Consider the following 16997-nt stretch of genomic DNA (forward strand, 5'->3'; position numbering starts at 1 on the left):
CTTACTCACGCCACCGCAGCCGCCTGCCCATACCGCTCACGCAACGCCGCACGATAGCGACGGCTGCAAGGAACGGTCGTGCCATCGCGCAAACGCAATCGTGCGTCACCCGTTTCCAACGGCTCGATCTCGACCAGATAGTCGAGGTTGATGAAATACCCGCGATGCACGCGCAGGAAGCGCGCCGGATCCAATCGCGCCTCGATGCCGGCCATGGTGCTGCGCATCGGGTAATCGCGCCCGCGTACATGCAGGGTCACGTAGTTGCCCGCGGCCTGCAGCCATTCGATCTCGCTGGCATTGATCAGAAACTCCTTGCCCAGCTTGCGCACCAGAAAGCGATCTGGCCGATCCACCGGCTCCACTGGTGGCCCTTCTTCCGGTGCAACCAGCAATTTGGCTTCGCCCTGCTGGCGCAGCAGCCACAGGCGATAAAGCATCAGCACGCCGATAATCAGGAAGTAGCTGCGCACATCCTTGAGATACTCGTAGCCGAAATTGATCCACCACGCCCCGAACCGGTAATGCCAGCCGGCGATGACGGCATACGCCAGCCAGCGCAGGGCAATCATGCCGCCGACGTGGATCAGGCTGAACGCTACGCTGAGCAGCACTTGCAGCGGCAGGTTGCGTCGCCAGGTATCGAAGCGGATCGGCCAGCGCCGTTCGGCGAAGATCACCGCCGGCAGTAACGCCAGCATCACCAGCGCGCTGCTTGCCTCCCATACCCAAGGCTCCCAGGGCGCAATCCGGCCGGCGTGGTCGATGCGCGTATCGATGCTGTTGAAGATCACGTTGAGGGACAGGAGCGCGATCCAGAACCCGACCTCGATCGGACGCCGCCAGCGCTGGAAGGTATCGAAGCCGCGAGAGATTTGCATGCGCGGATTCTACGCACACGCCACCCCATCCGTCCCTGCCCTCCGCCGTTCGTCACAAACGCCCTGCAAACAATCACTTGAGGCACGACACACTGCACCGGCGCGCCGAAGCTGGCTCCACTTTCCCGCCACGGAGTCCGCCCCATGAACCGCCGCTACGACATCGACGCCCTGCGCGTCCTCGCCTTCGGACTGCTGATCCTCTACCACGCCAGCATGCTGTACGTGGCCGACTGGGGCTTCCATCTCAAGAGCAGCCACACTGCCGCCTGGCTGCAGGACCCGATGCTGTTCCTCAACCGCTGGCGAATGGAACTGCTGTTTCTGATCTCGGGGCTGGCGGTGAACTTCATGCGCCGCCGCGCCAGCCTGCCGGGCATGGCCTGGAAGCGCAGCGTGCGCCTGCTGCTGCCGCTGGTGTTCGGCATGCTGGTGGTGATTCCCATCCAGCCCTACGTGCAGGGCCTGTCCACGCACCTGGTGCAGCCCGGCTTCGGCCACTTCCTGTTGCGCTACTGGACCGGCGGCCCGTGGCCAGCTGGGGCCTTTACCGGCTGGCAGTTCGGCTTCACCTGGAACCATCTGTGGTACCTGCCCTACCTGTGGGTCTATACGATGCTGCTGATGGCGCTATTGCCGTTGCTGGAATCCCCGACCGGCCAACGCCTGCGCGCCGCCATCCTGCAACTGCGTGGCCCCGCACTATTGGTGCTGCCAGCCATCCCGCTGTTCGTGTGGGATCGCCTGTTGGCCGACCGCTATCCGTTCACCGGCGCGCTGTGGGGCGACTGGTACGCACACGCGCTCTACTTCAGCATGTTTTTGTATGGCTACCTGCTCGGCACCGACGCCGGCATCTGGTCGGAACTGGCACGGTTGCGCCGCATCTCGCTGCCATCGGCGCTGGCTTGCTTCGCGCTTTACCTCGCCGGCATCCGCCTGCTGCCCGACTCGGCGCCGGCAGCGGTATGGTGGGTGGTGCATGCGCTGCGCTACGCGTACTTGTGGACGGCGATCTGCACCGTGCTCGGCTGGGGCCACGCCTATCTCAACCGTCCGTTCCGCTGGCTACCGTATGCGCGTGATGCGGTGTATCCGTGGTATGTGCTGCACCAGAGTCTGCTGCTGTTGTTCGCGTGGCAGTTGATGCCGCTGGGGTTGGGGCCGGTGCTGGAGCCGGCGTTGATCATCGTTTGCACGATCGGCGGATGCGCGGTGTTGCATGAGTGCGTGATCCGGCGCGTGCGCTGGTTGCGGCCGATGTTTGGGATGGAGGCGATGCCGCGTGCGACGGCTATCGCGTCAATGCCGATGACACAGCGCATTGCTGACGACATTGCCTGATGCCGCAACGGATAGTTGCGCCTCCTGCGCGAACCAATAAGGGCCGGATATTCTCCGGCCCCTGCTCTTTCTGCGCGCGGAATGGAATGTATCGCGATCTACTCCCTCTCCCCTCCGGGGAGATGGAGCACAGAGCGGCACACGCCAAGTTGTGCCATTGACATCAGACCTGAGCTAGATAGCTGGGCCTGGCCGCCGTCATGCCCTGCTTCACCTGCTGGGTGAGCTCATCGGCCAGCACTTCATCGAGACCTGCTTCGAGTCCGTCGAGCGCGCGCTTGACGATCTCTTCGGGACTGGACTTCGGTACATCGAACCCGCGCGTGAGATCGGTATCGACGTAGGCCATGTGCAAAGCCAGCACCTGCGTCTTCTGCGCCACCAACTCGTTGCGCAGGCCATTGGTGAGCGACCATGCGGCGGACTTGCTGGCCGAATAAGCAGCCAATTCGCCGCCGTTCACCCACGAGGCGACCGACAAAACATTGAGCAAGGCGCCGCCGCCGTTGGCTTTGAGAATTGGCGCAAAGGCCTTGCTCATGCGCAAAACGGCAAAGAAATTGGTCTCGAAGATACGCCGCGCGACGTCTTCGCTGTCCGGTGCAAAAAAGCCGCCGGGCTGGGCAATGCCGGCATTGTTGATCACGAGCGTCACGTCCGACGCCAACGCTGCAGCTGCCGCCACGTCATCGGGCTTGGTAACGTCGAGTCGAACAGGATGAACGCCGGGCGGCAGGACAGCTTCGAGGTCACGCGTTCCCGCGTAGACCTTGCGCGCACCTCGAGCCATCAACTCACGCACGAACGCCAGTCCAATGCCGCGATTGGCTCCGCTGACAAGAACAACCGCGTCTTCAATTTTCATAGCAACTCCAGGAATGGGGGAAAGTCTTACTTGACCTTGATGACAACCTTGCCCTTCGCGCGGCCTGCTTCGACGTAGGCCAGGGCTTCGTTGGTCGAGTCGAATGGAAAGACCCGATCAATGACGGGACGGATGGCCCCCGCTTCGATGAGCCGGGTGATCTCGCCCAGTTGGTGTCCGCTGGCTCTCATGAAGAGGAACGAATACGTCAGGCTGCGCTGAGTCGCTTTTTTTCTGGCGCCGAAACTCAGCAGGCGGACGATCGCACCCATGAACCACGATGCGCCGATTGCCTGTGCAAACGCGGGATCAGGGGGGCCGGAAATGGAGATGAGGGCTCCGCCAGGCGCAAGCACACGCAGGGATTTCTCAAGTGCCGCCGCATCCTGGCTATGCAGGACTACGTCGTAGTTCTGCAACACCTTCTCAAAATCGTCCTTTTTGTAGTCGACGACGATGTCTGCGCCGAGGCGCTTCACCAGGTCGATGTTGAAGCTGCTCGTGGTGGTGGCAACCGTGGCCCCGACATGCTTGGCCAATTGAATGGCGAAGGTGCCAACGCCACCGGACCCCGCCTGGATGAAGACCTTCTGCCCCTTCTTCAAATGGGCTCTTTCGACCAATGCCTGCCATGCCGTCAAGCCGACCAGCGGGATCGATGCGGCTTCTTCCATGCTGAGGTTCTTGGGTTTAAGCGCGACATCGTTTTCATTCACGGCAATGCATTGCGCAAAGGTGCCGATGCGGCGGTCGGCCGGCCGCGCATAGACTTCATCGCCTGGCTTGAATTGCCGAACGCGCAAACCAACGCGAGTGACGACTCCGGCTACGTCATGGCCCAGCACCAGCGGCAGACGATAAGGAAGGATCAGCTTGAACTCGCCGCTTTTGATTTTGGAATCCAGCACGTTTACGGCTGCGGCGTGAATCTCGACCAGCACGTCGTCGTCCCGCAAGGTGGGCTCTGGCACCTGACCAAGCCGCATCGGATCCGTCTTGCCGTACCGATCAATGATGAATGCCTTCATGGTGCTTTTTTCTCGCAGATGATCGAACCAGTTCACAGCCTGCCCAGGACCGGGCATGGATGCGGCCTATGCTTCGAGCCGCAAGTCTTTTCGAACGCCCGCATCCAGCACACTGGCCGGCGCAAAGCGGCGCAGCCATCGCAAGCGGCTGGCCGCTCCCGGTGCATAACGGATCTCCGGGTGGCTCGATCTCGCCGCCTTCAGCACCATCTTCGCGACCATTTCAGGGCCGTCCGCACTGGCGACAACTTCTTTTACGCGCCTGCCGACACTCGCACGGACCTCGTGATACAGATCGAGAGGAGCATCGGGTTTCATCACATTCGCATCGAACGGCGTATTGATATAAGCGGGCTCGACGACAGAGACTCGAATGCCCATCGTGCGCAACTCGTGATCGAGCGCCTCCGAATAACCCGCAACCGCGTGCTTGCTGGCGGAATACAGAGCCATGTACGGCATGGGCAGGAAACCGAGCACGGAGCCGATGTTGATGATGCGACCGCTACCTTGTTGTCGCATGTGGGGAACAACGGCACGCGTCATCCGGACGATGCCCATGAAGTTCGTATCGAAGATCGCCTGCGCCTGCGCGATGGAACTTTCTTCCGCAGCCGCTGGCGCAACGCCGAAGCCGGCGTTGTTCACGAGCAAATCGATACGTCCGGCACGCTTAATGACCTCCCCGACGAACGCCTCGACGGATTCATCCTGGGTGACATCGAGAGGCAAAACCTCGAACGATCGCTGCCCCGCTAGCCCAGCACGCCTGCTGGTGCCGAAGACGGTGTAGCCCGCCTTGGCGAGCCCGTGCGCCGTGGCCTCGCCAATGCCCGAAGAGGCCCCCGTGACGAGGGCGATACCCATGCCGTTCTTGTTCATCGTTCAAAACCCATGTGAAGTGGGCCATCCGTGGTCAACAGTTACTATCGATTTGAAACCGACTATACTATCGATTCGAAAGTAAGTCACTATCAAAATGATATGAACGACGAAAATTTTTCCAATGAGCCCTGCCCCATTGCACGTAGCCTGGCTTTCGCAGGCGACGGGTGGAGCATCTTGATCTTGCGGGACGCCCATGCCGGCCTTACGCGCTTTGACCAATTCCGCAAAAGCCTGGGTATCGCGCCGACGATCCTGACCAAGCGGCTGGCAACGTTGACCGAGGAGGGATTGCTGGAGAAACACCGCTACTCGGAGCATCCACCGCGCGAGGAATACCTGCTGACACCTGCTGGCCGCGATTTCCTGCCCGTGCTGTTCATGATCGGCGCGTGGGGACGCCAATACCGCGGGGGCGGCAAGCTGACGCGCTTTCTCGACGCGGAAACAGGCACCGAGATCAAGGCGGTGGCCATCGATGAGGTGACGGGCGCCAAGATCGGGACGCGGCCGATACGCGTTGTTACACCGGACGAAATGTGACGATGCGAAGCTCGGCTGCTTTTGCTAATCAACGCGCGGGGTCGTTAGGCGACTTGACTACCTGCACCTCAGTGATGGAAGGCGTCTCCAGGCGGCGATCAGAACCGATCGGTGCCAGCGAGATAACGCCATTGCCCTACCCGAAGGCGCGACATCGGAACGCGACCGATGCGAATGCGCTTGATCGACAGCACCTTGAGCCCCACCGCCTGACACATGCGCTCGACCATCTCCGGCGCGATCCGCTTCAACGCAAAGCGCAGATGGGTTTCGTTTTGCCAGCTCACTTTGATCGGCGGCAACGCATAGTTGTTGAAACTGAGCCCATGGTTGAGCAAGGCAAGGCCGTTCGGCGCCAGTGTTCCGGCGACCTCAACCACCAACTCCTGCTCGATGCGGGCGACGTCTTCTTCCAGGTGCCGCTTGACGCGCCAGTCCTGCGTGAACACCAGCAGGCCACTGGCGTTATCAGGCAGCGGCAGCGGCGATTCCAGTCGGACGAAGTGACGCTTCAACATGCGCACGCCGGAAGCGTCGTCCCCGGCATGGCTTTGTGTGCTGATCAGGGCGCGAGCCTGCTCAACGGTAAGACCCGCCGGCTTGTGCAATAAAAGCGTTGCCGGCTCGGGCGGCACGAGTTCGGCGTGCGGATCGATCTTGACCAGCTGATCTTCCCGCACCTTGAACTGCGGCTCTTCCACGACTTGGCCATCCACGCGCACCCAGCCGCCTTCGATATACATCTCGGCCTCGCGCCGCGAGCACTGGGTCATGGCGGCAATACGTTTGGCGAGGCGAACAGGTTCGGTCATCGGCGTGGCCTGGAAGCGGGAGAACCCGGGAGGGCTCAGTAGGTGATCAAGTCTACTTAACCAGCCCCGGCCCGGAAGTTCGGCTGGCCCGCGTGACATCCATCAAGCACCGCGGCAGTTTGGCAGCCACGCGCCTTTTGCCTATCATCCGTTCACCGCAGAGAAAAGAATACCCAGCAGCAACAGGGGAAAACCGTGCAAACGTACACGCATCTTTTTTTAGGGCTGGCTCTGCTTGCTATTGAATTGGCGGTTTACTGGGAAGCGCGACGGCAGCGCGCGGTGCTGCGCGAATGGGCCGCTGCCAATGGCTTGAAGCTGCTGAAGTGTAAAACGTCGATCTTTCAATCCCTGGCGATGCTGGTCAACACCAGCGGAAAACAAGGCCTGACTCAGGTGACGGTGTACGACCCAAGTATGCGCAGCAAGCGCGGCGCCCAGGTACGGCTCGGCAACTATTGGCAAGGGCTGCTCAATAAAGATGCCATCGAAGTGGAGTGGGACCGCGCATAGTTTCATGGATGCCCTTTGCAAGACTGGCAGCCCTTGCTGCACTCGTGCCCTGCACCCCCTCAAAGAACATGCATGGTTGGCGACAGCGTGCCGCGATGCACTAACAGCAAGCACTGTGGCCCGATAATGCTTGACCCGCAGCTTGCGGCCATTCGGGGGCTTGGAAGAAGCGAGCGGTTTGCAGCTTATTTCTTGAATTTTTTTCGCGCCCCCAATCCTATCAACGCAAGGCCCAACGTCGGCACGACACGCTCCACCACGGTGTACCAAAAATCCCGCAGGCGTTTGCGCTCCAATTTCTTCGGCAGCTCCTGTTCCTCCTTGGTCGCAGGCCCCGTGACGTATTCGCTCAGGCCAAGTGCCGCTGCCGGGTCGCCCGGCTGCGCATCGGCGTAGGTTTCGCCTGCGTCAAAGCTGACACCTTTGACCAGCTTGTCGAAGGCTTCCTGCGCGATCAGCGCACGGTCTTTGGCGTACGCGCCGCCGAGTTCGATCTGCATGCCCAGCGTCGCCCGGCGCCCCAGCGTGACGGCGGTGAGATAGATGGTGCTTTGCAGACTGCCGCCCATGGTGAAGTCTTCATAGCTCCATGCCAGGCGATGCGCATCGGCATCCCAACGCGGCGGGTGTACCCAGGTGATGTTGTGCAAAGTCGGGTGCGGGTTGGAAAGCTGGGCAAGGATATTGGTGCTGCGCACCTGCATGATCTGCCGCAATTGCTCGGCGTCGAAATCCACATATTGGGTACTGACATGTCCTTGCGGCAGCAACACCACGCTCATGCTCCATGTGGCGTCGTCCGGGGCCAACAAGGCAAGCGGTACGTCCCCGTTATCGGCGCTCAGCAGGCGCGCCGCAGCGAGGCGATCGCGCAGACCGCGCACCGCCGCAGGCGGCAAATATCGATACCCCTCGGGCAATGCCAAGGAAGCCGCGCCGTCAAGACGCACAGTAGCCGGACCATGTTGCCAGTTCGGATCATTCCACAAATCGCTCGGTGGACCGGCCAGCATCGGCAAGACATGTCGCCCGGTCTCCCGTTGCATCACATCCACTTCTCCATCGACCACATCCTGGGCCTTGGCATGCTCGATTGCAGCAATGCGTTCGGCTGATACTTGGGCGTCCGCAGGATCGGATACATCCGCCTCTTTATGCTTCACGGCGCAGGTAGCATCCAGATCACGCGGCCAGATGATTTGCCCCGCACCATTGCGCACTACTTCCACACCACAGGCCACGCTTTCGACAGTGGCCAGCGTGCGACCATGCGCATCAAGCCAATGTTGGGTGCGTCCTCCGCTTTTTTCGTCATCGGTTGAAATCAGCCAGATATCACCAGAGCGCGGCGTTTGCGGGCTTGATTCCCAGGCTGGCTCGAGCGTGCCGTCATAAAGTGGCGGCGTCAGTGCATGACCGTGCTGGTCAATCAACTGCCAAGCCTTGCCTGGGTATTTGACTGGCGCCACGCCCGCCACAAAGGGCCGAACGTCCTCATACTTCGCCGCAGGCAGCACGACCTGGCCTTGCCGATCGACCAGCATCAGCATGTGGTCATCGCACGATTGTGCCGAACAGATCCATGCCAGGCCGTCGGAAAAACCGTAGCCGGCATACCAGCCTCGCCAGTCTGGGCGCGGCGCCACCAGCGGTTTGCCGGCTTCGATATCGAGCAGGCCCAGGCTTTGGCCATCCAGGCTATAGAACAGGCGCCCTTCGGCCGGCTCGCTGCCGCCCTTCGCCTGGAAGATCACCTGCCCTTTACCATCGCGCAGGATCAAAGCGTGCTCGGAGGTATCCAGCACGCGATTGGGCATGAGCGGCTGAAGACCATAGCGATGGCCCCATGGCACCACGAGCTTTCCCTGCCGGTCGATCAAGGCGACTTCCAGCTCGTCGCCCTCGCCACGCGAAATCTCGGCAAGACCGAACTGGAAGCCTGCCGCCCGCTCGTAACTACCCGGCACGGCTTGATGCGCTTGAGGGTCGATATAGCTATAGCGCCATTGACCGGCCGCCTCGGTGGCCGTCGCGGCAATGCCGTCGACAAAGTCGCCAGCCAATTCAAAACGGGGCGAAAGCACCCAATGTCCCAGGGTGTCGATGTAGCCGTAGTGGTCGTCACTGAACAACGTTGCCGGTGCCACGCCATTGTGAAAGCGCCCGATGGTTTGAAAGCGCGGCGCGATCAGTTGATGTCCTTGCGCGTCGAGCACGCCCGCACGCCCTGCCGGCGTGGTGGCGATCCAGTTATCGTCGCTGGCAAAGAGCTCACCGTAGTGCGGCTCCACCGCCCAATGCCCGCTGCGATCGAGCAAACCGCAGCGATGGTCGAAGACCATGGCGCAAACGGGAAACAGAACGGGCGCGGCCTGTTCCTGTGGCGGGGCCGGACTGACGTCGGCGAAGGCGGCCAAGCTGCATGCGTAAAAACAAACTGTTCCGTAAACGCGCAAGCGTTTCAGCATCGGACTTTCCTTATCGAAAGACGTGTCCCCTAGCACTTCTGTACCGTGTCATCCACGACACACCGGCCATTTTCACCCAACTCATTGACTAACGCTGGCCCGCTACCGGCCCTTTACCAGAGCTCATTACACCGGACTGCCGCGCAGCCTACCCGGCTTCACCATCAGTTTCGCATCATTCTGCCTGGCACGGCTTTTTGCCGCCATCTCTTTCAACTGATCCAGATTGGCCGGGCACGCCTGGTATTGATCAGGGTCCATCTCGTAATACTCCTCGTATTCCACATAAGAATTCGCCACCGGAATGGAGAGGTAGTACTTGCCGGTGGTCTCCTCGATACCCACAGCGAAGCGCTCTTCTGGAAACACGTACTTGTCGGTGAATTTCATGCTGCATTTTCTCAAAATTGCACTGGCGTCATCCCAGCGAATCGGTAGCGTTAAATTTTCTGAAAATCTGTCGGCATCAAGCTGCGTGTGGCGCTTTTTTGAAGAGCCTCATTTTTCTCGGACAGCAGTGGGCGAAGGTCGAGAGCCAGCGACTCTTTAGGCTCTCAAAGTCACCAGGCCCGGCGTCCGCCGGGGCGACGATGCTTAAGTCAGTACCATTGCACCTCACGCGACCTTGTAACGCTCCAGCCAATGCGCATAAGGCGCAGGCAGCGTCCACGACGCGCGTTCCACACCCAACGCACGCGCGGCCTTGTACGGCCAATGCGGATCGGCCAGATGCGCACGGCCGACCATCACCAGGTCGAGCTGGCCATCCTGGACGACGCGCTGGGCCAGTTCAGGCGTGTCGATGCCCCAGGCTGACGCCACCGGGATATTCGCCTCGCGACGCACCCGTTCGGCGATCGGCGCCAGGAAGGCGGGCGCCCATGGAATGGTGGCGGTGGGCGTGGAAAAGCCGACGCTGACATTGAGCAGGTCCAGGCCATGCTGCTTGAAGCCCTTCGCCAGTTCGATGGATTCGGCCAGCGTTTCCTCGTCACGCCCGTCGTACTCGATCACGCCGAAGCGCGCGGCAAGCGGCAGATGCTCCGGCCACACCTCGCGCACCGCGGACAGCGTTTCCTGCAGGAAGCGGCTGCGGTTTTCCAGGCTGCCGCCATAACGATCGTCGCGCTGGTTGGAATGCACGGAGAAAAAACTCTGGCCCAGATAGCCGTGCGCGAAATGCAGTTCCAGCCATTGGAAGCCGGCATCGCGAGCGCGCCTGGCGGCGGCGACGAAATCGGCACGTACGCGCGCGATGTCTTCCACGCTCATCGCGCGCGGCACTTTCGGCAAATGCGCGCCATAGGCGATCGCCGAGGGCGCGATGGTTGGCCAGCCGCGCGCATCGCCCTCGGGCATATGGTTATCGCCCTCCCACGGCAGGTTCGCGCTGGCCTTGCGGCCGGCATGGCCGATCTGGATGCCAGGCGCCGCACCCGCGGCCTTGATGGCATCGACCACCGGCACGAATGCCTGGGCCTGCTCGTCGGTCCACAAGCCGGTGCAACCGGGCGTGATGCGCCCTTCTGGCGATACGGCCGTGGCTTCCACGATGACAAGGCCGGCACCGCCGCGCGAGAGGCCTGCCAAGTGCACACGATGCCAATCATTGATCAACCCGTCTTGGGCCGTGTACTGGCACATCGGCGGCACGGCGATACGGTTGCGCAAGGTAACGCCCTTGAGTTTGAGCGGCTCGAACAAGGCGGACATGGATGACTCCCGGTGATCGTTACGATAGTTCGATAATAATCGAACTGTAAAACAAAGATCAAAAGCCTTACCATTCGCCAGATGCGACCGTACAAACACCCTACCCCCGATCAGCTGACGCTCGAGCGGATTTTCCACGCGCTCAGCGACCCCATCCGTCTGGAAATCGTGCAGCACCTGGCGCGCGTGGAAATGGCCACCTGCGGCGAGCTGGACGGCGGCCGTCCCAAATCGAGCATGTCCCACCACTTCCGCATCCTGCGCGATGCGGGGCTGGTGCATACGCAAGCCGAAGGCACCAATCACCAGAACCGGTTGCGCCTGGACGAACTCAATGCGCGCTTTCCGGGATTGATGGATGCGGTGCTTGCGCAAACGGAAGCAAGCAGTGCGCGCGCGGGGAAACCCAGGCGTAAGCGTTGACGCGGTGCTGGCTGGGTTTATTTTTGCTTCCACCTCGCTGCGCGCCCACCCTTATTCCGGATTGGCTATCCGCGAAGCAGGCTCTCTATCTTCTCCACATCCGCCTGGGTGGCAGGGTTATAAACCACCATGCTCAGGTCCGATCGACCATCGATGGCGAACGCCGAGTATTCGAAGGAGAAGGGTCCGATTACAGGATGTTTGATGTGCTTGATCGCTTCGCCGTGCGTATGAACGTGGTTTTCGTGCCACAGCCTCTCGAAGTCCGCACTTCGCCGGCATAGTTCCTTGACCAGATTGTTGACCGCCGAAGCCGCGCCTGCACGCGCCACATCCGCACGAAATGCACTTACCACAAAGCGGGCTGCGCTTTCCCAATGGTGCTGCGCGTCGCGTACCCGCGTATCCAGAAAAATATGCTTGAGCACATTGCGTTCTTCGGGCGGCAACGCGCCGTAATCGGCCAGCACCAGGGTGGCTGCCCGATTCCATGCCACAATGTCCCAAGCGGCGGTCCGAATGAACGCAGGGCTTGGAAGAAGGCGATCGAGCACGTGCTGCAATCGCGGCGTAACCCCATCGCGTTGCTGATACCGCACTTCCGGCGGCCGACCCAGGCCCAGCAAAAAGACATACTCGCGTTCGGCATGCGTCAACATCAAGGCTTGGGCGATGCGATCGAGCACATCCGCCGACGGTGCGCCGCCCCGGCCTTGTTCCAGCCACGTGTACCAGGCAACGCTGATATGGGCTCGCTGCGCCACCTCTTCACGACGCAGGCCTGACGTGCGGCGGCGTTTCGTGGCGAAGCCGAATGCCGCCGGATCCAACTGGCTGCGGCGCTCTTTGAGGTAGGTCCCAAGCAGGTTGGGACTCTTGATGTCTGCGCTCATCCTGTTAGCCGATATAACACGATACGGTCACTACTTCTCCACGACAGCGTCGGGCGCCATGGTAATACCCGTTGATACCTTGGAGTAATGCTCATGCGTGTATTTGTAACGGGTGCGAGTGGCTGGGTAGGTACGGCCGTTGTCAGCGATTTGCTTACGGCAGGTCATCACGTGCTGGGATTGGCGCGCACCGATGAAGGTGCAAAAAAAGTCGCGGCGCTGGGCGCTGATGTGCTGCGCGGCACGTTGGATGACCTGGACGTGCTGCGGCAAGGCGCCGCGCAATCGGACGGGGTGATTCACACCGCCTTCCACCATGACTTTTCCCGGTTTGCCGAAAGCTCCGAGCAGGAGCGGCGTGCTATCGAGGCGATGGGCAGCAGCCTGGAAGGTTCCGGCCGTCCGTTCGTGGTGACGTCCGGCGTGGCCTTGCTAGCGCCAGGCCGTGTGGCGAGCGAAGACGATGCAGCGCGCGTTGCCGATGCATCATTTCCTCGCGCGCCTGAGCTTACGGCCGGTGCATTTGCCGCGCGCGGCGTGCGCGTTGCTACCGTTCGTCTTGCACCGACGGTGCACGGCATCGGCGATCGCGGCTTTGTTCCGCGCCTCGTCGAGTTTGCACGTGAAAAAGGTGTCTCGGCGTATGTGGGTGAAGGCCGTAATCGATGGCCCGCCGTGCATCGGCTTGATGCGGCGCGTGTCTTTCGACTTGCGTTGGAGCATGGCGCCGAAGGCGGACCGTTCCATGCGATTGCCGAGGAAGGCATTGCATTGAAGGACATCGCCGAAGCCATTGGCCGCGGCTTGAATATTCCAGTGGTCTCTCTATCGCCCGAGGAAGCGGCGGAACATTTCAGCTGGTTCGCACGTTTTGTCAGCCTCGATTGTCCCAGTTCCAGCCAACGCACACGCTCGGTGCTTGGCTGGAAACCGGAACACCCGAGCCTGCTCGCCGACATGCAAAACCCTGCGTATTTTTGAATCCCAACTTCGCTAGGTACGCATGCAGACCATCGCCCAGGCGCAGGTAGGCGACCTGATCTATATCCCCGGCCAAGTGACGATGCTCCTCGGCCGGGAGCATGGGCAACCCTATGTGATCCTGGATGTCGGCGGCCTGGTATTCCGCGCCGACAGCGGCGAGATGCGCCGACCCAAGACCAGCGAAGTGTCCGGCACGCCATTGCTGTCGCTATGGGTGAGCGAGCGGCTCCTATGTGGATGCAATGACGAGTATTGTTGGCGTGAGGCCGTAAGGCGAGAGAGAGAAGCCACGCATGCGCTGGACGAACATCGACCCCTATCCCTTCCATGTTTCGCAGTGGCCGAAGTCGATCGCGCATGACAGCGACTATGACGGAAACGAGCGCCTGCGACTTTCGTGGGATCTTGGTCGCCTTTCCGAAAAGGAAAAGAAGCAGGCGATCAAGCAATGGTCCGAGCGGCTGCCCGAACTGCACAACGTGCGCTGGCTCAGCCTTTGGTCGCATGTCGCACCGCCCGTGTTCGAAGCCGCATGCCAAATGGCGAACCTCGAATGCCTGCAGATCAAATGGAGCAATGTCCGCGACATATCCGCTATCGGAAATCTGCAGCGTCTGCGTTATCTCTACTTCGGCAGCTCAACCAAAGTCGAGTCGATCGAACCATTTTCCGCGTTATCGAATTTGCGCCTGCTCGAGATCGAGAATTTCAAACTGATCACCGATTTTTCGCCACTGGCCCGGCTAACGTCGCTCGAATCCCTCGCTGTGACCGGCAGTATGTGGACGCGGCAGAATGTCGGTGCCCTGGAAACGTTTGCCCAGATGACCTGGCTCAAATCGCTAGCGCTCGATACGTGGAAGGTCGAGACATTGCGGCCACTGGCGAATCTTCAGGCGCTTGAGTTTCTCGACATGGGAAATCGGTTACCGATGGCTGAGTACGCATGGCTGTCGGCGATGCTGCCGGACACGCAATGTCGTTGGTTCAAGCCGTATCTTGATCTGGCTGGGATTGGGTTCAGTCGCTGCACGGAGTGCAAGCAGGATTCGAAAGTGATGTTGACTGGGAAGGGGGCGAAGCTTTTTTGCCGGTTTTGCGATAGCGCGCAGGTTGGGCGGCATGAGGTGGCGTTTAATGAGGTGAAATCGCGGGCGGTTGCTGAGCGAGGAATTCGTGGTTGAACCTCAAACAGCAGGATAAAGAGCAGGTCCTTCATGCAGGGGAGTACCAACGACACAACGAGCCAGCGGCCCCGCTTGACACCGAACGGGTATCAGGATGATTTTGCAAGCTGGTCCCCATATGATTGCCGCTGTCCAAGTTATCCTTGAACGGAGTTGTAAAAAGCTTGGGCGTTACATGCTGGTGCACAAGCACAATCCTGTGCCGTGCTAGAGATCACTCATGGAGCCACGTATGTCAAGTGCAGCGCCTTTTCCCGCAAAGGGAACTGTTCTCTGGGGTGTAGATGTTGACCTCTCGCGAGACGTTTTTCGATCGGGTGCCGCAGAAAAGCCTAACGTTGACTATCTACGGTATATTGATATCGAAAGCGATAAGGGTGAAGGTCGCGTCCTTCCCGAAGACGGCGACAAGTTCATGGTAGAGCCCGGGCAAGGCATATCATTGTTTCTGGAGCGGATGATTCCGGAAGGGTTGGTTCTCATGGACGCAGCCACTTGGAAAAACGCCGACAAGAAGAAGAAAAAGAAGATTTCGTGGTGGGGTATCGAACAAGACAAGCCGATTCCCACTGGCCTCTCACTGGTCTATGACGGCGTTCCGCCGGGACATTGCGTACTTACAACGACTGAGAGGCGGACTGTTCGGTCTTTCCTAGGCTTAGTTGCAATGATTACCTTCATTCCAAAAGGGACCGATTTTGTTGGTCCGGCCATTTGAGGAACAATTCATGATTAACATTGAATTCTCCGCAAAAGAACTGACCTATCTTCTGCTATCGCTTCGGAAATATGAGCAGGCGCTCCTGGAACAAGAAGGCGAAGACATGGAGGACGCCGCTACCGACCTTATCTTCGTTCAATCGCTGTCGTCGAAATTGAAGGCTGCGAAGGAAGCCAAGTAATCCTTGGGTAACGGGCGGGTGGTGGTTAAAGCGAGATGCTGATACGGAAAAGCGAGCCGGCATATCCAGTTTAACTACCTCCGTTCCTGAGGTTTCCCCACGTTTCGCGCTAGGGCGTGTTAGAACGGTGTACATTTCATGACGATCGTGTCTCCCTCGACAATGTTCGATTGGGCGCCAGAAGTGTTGTACATAGCCATGGTGACCGAGATTGATGTGTACGCCGTTTCCCGAAAATAAAAGGCTGATGAGTTAATCTGTGAAAGATCATAGCCCTCACATACCCATCCATTCGGGGCGGCAGGCATCGCTAAAGTACCGCCAACCCCCGGTGATTGGCCCACGATTATGCGGAATGCGGCGGTACCGTTACTAGGGCCAATTGATGCTCCTGAGCCAAAGCCGGAGCTGATCGTTGGGACTTGTGCAGAAACCAATAAGGATCCATTCAAGCGAATGCCCGATCCCGTCTTCGGAACATTGATGTCGAGCATGCCTGGAGATTTTGAGGAAATTGTTGCCGAGTACTGACTTGCCGAAGAAAACCATATAAGCCCATTGGACATAGGCATGCTAAGAACAGAGCCAAATCCACTTGTCGTATCAAGTGCGTTACTTGATACCACAATGCCATTTTCTAGCTGAGCACCGTTGTTAACAATGTCGATTGCCGACGTGCAATTGTTAGGGAATGGCGCTGCAGCCTGGCCTGTACCGCAATCATATCTATGCAGAATGGTTTGACCTACTTGATTAATCGAATACGGATTCTCTCCGCGGGTAGTCCAAAGGCTATTGATGGACTGCTCCATTTGAATATGCAGTTGGCGGTTATCTGTCGCGGATGCAAGGTTATCTTGAAGGTACGCGTTCTCGGAGCCGTAATTGGTATTTGGCCAAGAATCCAAAAGAAGGATGCTCTGAAATGGGAAGGCGGCTGCACCACCTGTCGCATCAGAAGAGCGCGCGGCTGTAGTAATCCCATAGCCACCCCCAGGTGGGGCGACGACTTGCAGAGCGGAGGTCGCTTTATAATCTTGTCCCGCTGAAACTTGATCCAGCCATGCGGCTGAATTGCCTTGAGATGCGCTACCTATCTTGACGTAATACGCACCGATGCTGTTCGAAAGAAGCGTAGACGCGGTATCGAAACGCTGCTGGCCAAACTGCACAGGAACCAATGACGTGTTGGTAGACGTCGCCGGACAACTCATGGTGACGGCATTGCCACTGACTGCAGTTACATAAGCATTGACATATCCTGCAATTGCTTGAGAGCAAAAACCTACGAATTGGCCGTATATTCCCATGCCAGCGGATATGCCGGCAGGATTGTTTACAGCGATTATTGTTGAGCCACTCGTTGTGGTGGCCGATGTGCTAACCGGCACAGTGATATTTGGACTTAGTGACGAACCCACGGATACCGGCGAAGATAGACTTGTCTGCGCGCTGGCCGTTAAAAAATCTCCCAGAAGAATTGCGACGGAACAGAATTTAATCTTTTTCAACAGGCTATTGGCCATGTGCGTAGCTCCCGCTCTTCGAGTTGCTGC

Annotated in this window: 19 protein-coding genes; 9 read left to right on the forward strand and 10 right to left on the reverse strand. The window is 59.4% G+C overall.

Annotation, left to right across the window (positions count from 1 at the left end):
- Positions 1-5: 5 nt before the first annotated feature.
- Positions 6-881: a LytTR family DNA-binding domain-containing protein gene (locus ACTHNE_RS14955; protein WP_324938143.1), complete on the reverse strand. Its 876-nt coding sequence runs from the start codon at positions 879-881 to the stop codon at positions 6-8.
- Between the two features lie 144 nt (positions 882-1025).
- Here ACTHNE_RS14955 and ACTHNE_RS14960 point away from each other — a divergent pair, with 144 nt between their 5' ends.
- On the forward strand, positions 1026-2225 hold the full coding sequence (locus ACTHNE_RS14960; protein WP_324938139.1) for an acyltransferase family protein: 1200 nt from the start codon (positions 1026-1028) through the stop codon (positions 2223-2225).
- Positions 2226-2388: 163 nt separating this feature from the next.
- Here ACTHNE_RS14960 and ACTHNE_RS14965 read toward each other — a convergent pair whose 3' ends face one another.
- The 3 genes from ACTHNE_RS14965 to ACTHNE_RS14975 form a co-directional block, all read right to left on the reverse strand.
- Positions 2389-3090 (reverse strand): SDR family oxidoreductase, encoded by a 702-nt coding sequence (locus ACTHNE_RS14965; RefSeq protein WP_324938136.1) that lies wholly within the window; start codon positions 3088-3090, stop codon positions 2389-2391.
- 26 nt (positions 3091-3116) lie between these two features.
- On the reverse strand, positions 3117-4118 hold the full coding sequence (locus tag ACTHNE_RS14970) for an NADP-dependent oxidoreductase (protein WP_324938133.1): 1002 nt from the start codon (positions 4116-4118) through the stop codon (positions 3117-3119).
- Positions 4119-4184: 66 nt separating this feature from the next.
- On the reverse strand, positions 4185-5000 hold the full coding sequence (locus ACTHNE_RS14975) for an oxidoreductase (RefSeq protein ID WP_324938130.1): 816 nt from the start codon (positions 4998-5000) through the stop codon (positions 4185-4187).
- Between the two features lie 102 nt (positions 5001-5102).
- Here ACTHNE_RS14975 and ACTHNE_RS14980 point away from each other — a divergent pair, with 102 nt between their 5' ends.
- On the forward strand, positions 5103-5546 hold the full coding sequence (locus ACTHNE_RS14980; RefSeq protein ID WP_324938125.1) for a winged helix-turn-helix transcriptional regulator: 444 nt from the start codon (positions 5103-5105) through the stop codon (positions 5544-5546).
- Positions 5547-5644: 98 nt separating this feature from the next.
- Here the strand turns inward: ACTHNE_RS14980 and ACTHNE_RS14985 are convergent, their stop codons facing one another.
- The gene (locus tag ACTHNE_RS14985) at positions 5645-6358 is read right to left on the reverse strand and encodes an rRNA pseudouridine synthase (protein ID WP_324938122.1); all 714 of its coding nucleotides are present in this window, start codon (positions 6356-6358) and stop codon (positions 5645-5647) included.
- Positions 6359-6553: 195 nt separating this feature from the next.
- Between ACTHNE_RS14985 and ACTHNE_RS14990 the strand changes: the two genes are divergently transcribed.
- Entirely contained in the window at positions 6554-6871 is a 318-nt protein-coding gene (locus ACTHNE_RS14990) for a hypothetical protein (protein ID WP_324938119.1), read from the forward strand.
- A gap of 185 nt (positions 6872-7056) precedes the next feature.
- Here the strand turns inward: ACTHNE_RS14990 and ACTHNE_RS14995 are convergent, their stop codons facing one another.
- The 3 genes from ACTHNE_RS14995 to ACTHNE_RS15005 form a co-directional block, all read right to left on the reverse strand.
- Positions 7057-9288 (reverse strand): DUF2167 domain-containing protein, encoded by a 2232-nt coding sequence (locus ACTHNE_RS14995; protein WP_324938115.1) that lies wholly within the window; start codon positions 9286-9288, stop codon positions 7057-7059.
- A 177-nt stretch (positions 9289-9465) separates the two neighbouring features.
- Positions 9466-9729 (reverse strand): hypothetical protein, encoded by a 264-nt coding sequence (locus ACTHNE_RS15000; protein WP_324938112.1) that lies wholly within the window; start codon positions 9727-9729, stop codon positions 9466-9468.
- Between the two features lie 225 nt (positions 9730-9954).
- Positions 9955-11052, reverse strand: coding sequence for an NADH:flavin oxidoreductase/NADH oxidase (locus ACTHNE_RS15005; protein ID WP_440269667.1), 1098 nt, complete (start codon positions 11050-11052; stop codon positions 9955-9957).
- Between the two features lie 81 nt (positions 11053-11133).
- Between ACTHNE_RS15005 and ACTHNE_RS15010 the strand changes: the two genes are divergently transcribed.
- The gene (locus ACTHNE_RS15010; protein WP_440269668.1) at positions 11134-11475 is read left to right on the forward strand and encodes an ArsR/SmtB family transcription factor; all 342 of its coding nucleotides are present in this window, start codon (positions 11134-11136) and stop codon (positions 11473-11475) included.
- Positions 11476-11540: 65 nt separating this feature from the next.
- Here ACTHNE_RS15010 and ACTHNE_RS15015 read toward each other — a convergent pair whose 3' ends face one another.
- Positions 11541-12368, reverse strand: a complete 828-nt coding sequence (locus tag ACTHNE_RS15015) for a helix-turn-helix transcriptional regulator (RefSeq protein ID WP_440269669.1) — start codon at positions 12366-12368, stop codon at positions 11541-11543.
- 93 nt (positions 12369-12461) lie between these two features.
- Here ACTHNE_RS15015 and ACTHNE_RS15020 point away from each other — a divergent pair, with 93 nt between their 5' ends.
- From ACTHNE_RS15020 to ACTHNE_RS15040, 5 genes are all read left to right on the forward strand, one after another.
- Positions 12462-13349, forward strand: a complete 888-nt coding sequence (locus ACTHNE_RS15020; protein ID WP_440269670.1) for an SDR family oxidoreductase — start codon at positions 12462-12464, stop codon at positions 13347-13349.
- A gap of 22 nt (positions 13350-13371) precedes the next feature.
- Positions 13372-13713, forward strand: coding sequence for a hypothetical protein (locus ACTHNE_RS15025; RefSeq protein WP_440269671.1), 342 nt, complete (start codon positions 13372-13374; stop codon positions 13711-13713).
- A complete protein-coding gene (locus tag ACTHNE_RS15030; RefSeq protein WP_440269672.1) occupies positions 13646-14536 on the forward strand; it encodes a leucine-rich repeat domain-containing protein in 891 nt (296 codons plus the stop codon). Before ACTHNE_RS15025 ends, ACTHNE_RS15030 begins: the two co-directional genes overlap by 68 nt.
- A gap of 235 nt (positions 14537-14771) precedes the next feature.
- Positions 14772-15257, forward strand: a complete 486-nt coding sequence (locus ACTHNE_RS15035) for a hypothetical protein (RefSeq protein WP_440269673.1) — start codon at positions 14772-14774, stop codon at positions 15255-15257.
- Between the two features lie 10 nt (positions 15258-15267).
- Positions 15268-15441: a hypothetical protein gene (locus ACTHNE_RS15040; protein ID WP_440269674.1), complete on the forward strand. Its 174-nt coding sequence runs from the start codon at positions 15268-15270 to the stop codon at positions 15439-15441.
- 119 nt (positions 15442-15560) lie between these two features.
- Here ACTHNE_RS15040 and ACTHNE_RS15045 read toward each other — a convergent pair whose 3' ends face one another.
- Positions 15561-16967 carry a hypothetical protein gene (locus tag ACTHNE_RS15045; protein WP_440269675.1) on the reverse strand — a complete coding sequence of 469 codons (1407 nt, stop codon included), beginning with the start codon at positions 16965-16967 and terminating at the stop codon, positions 15561-15563.
- Positions 16968-16997 lie beyond the last annotated feature (30 nt).

Source organism: Dyella sp. (assembly GCF_051954575.1).
Classification (GTDB): Bacteria; Pseudomonadota; Gammaproteobacteria; order Xanthomonadales; family Rhodanobacteraceae; genus Dyella_B.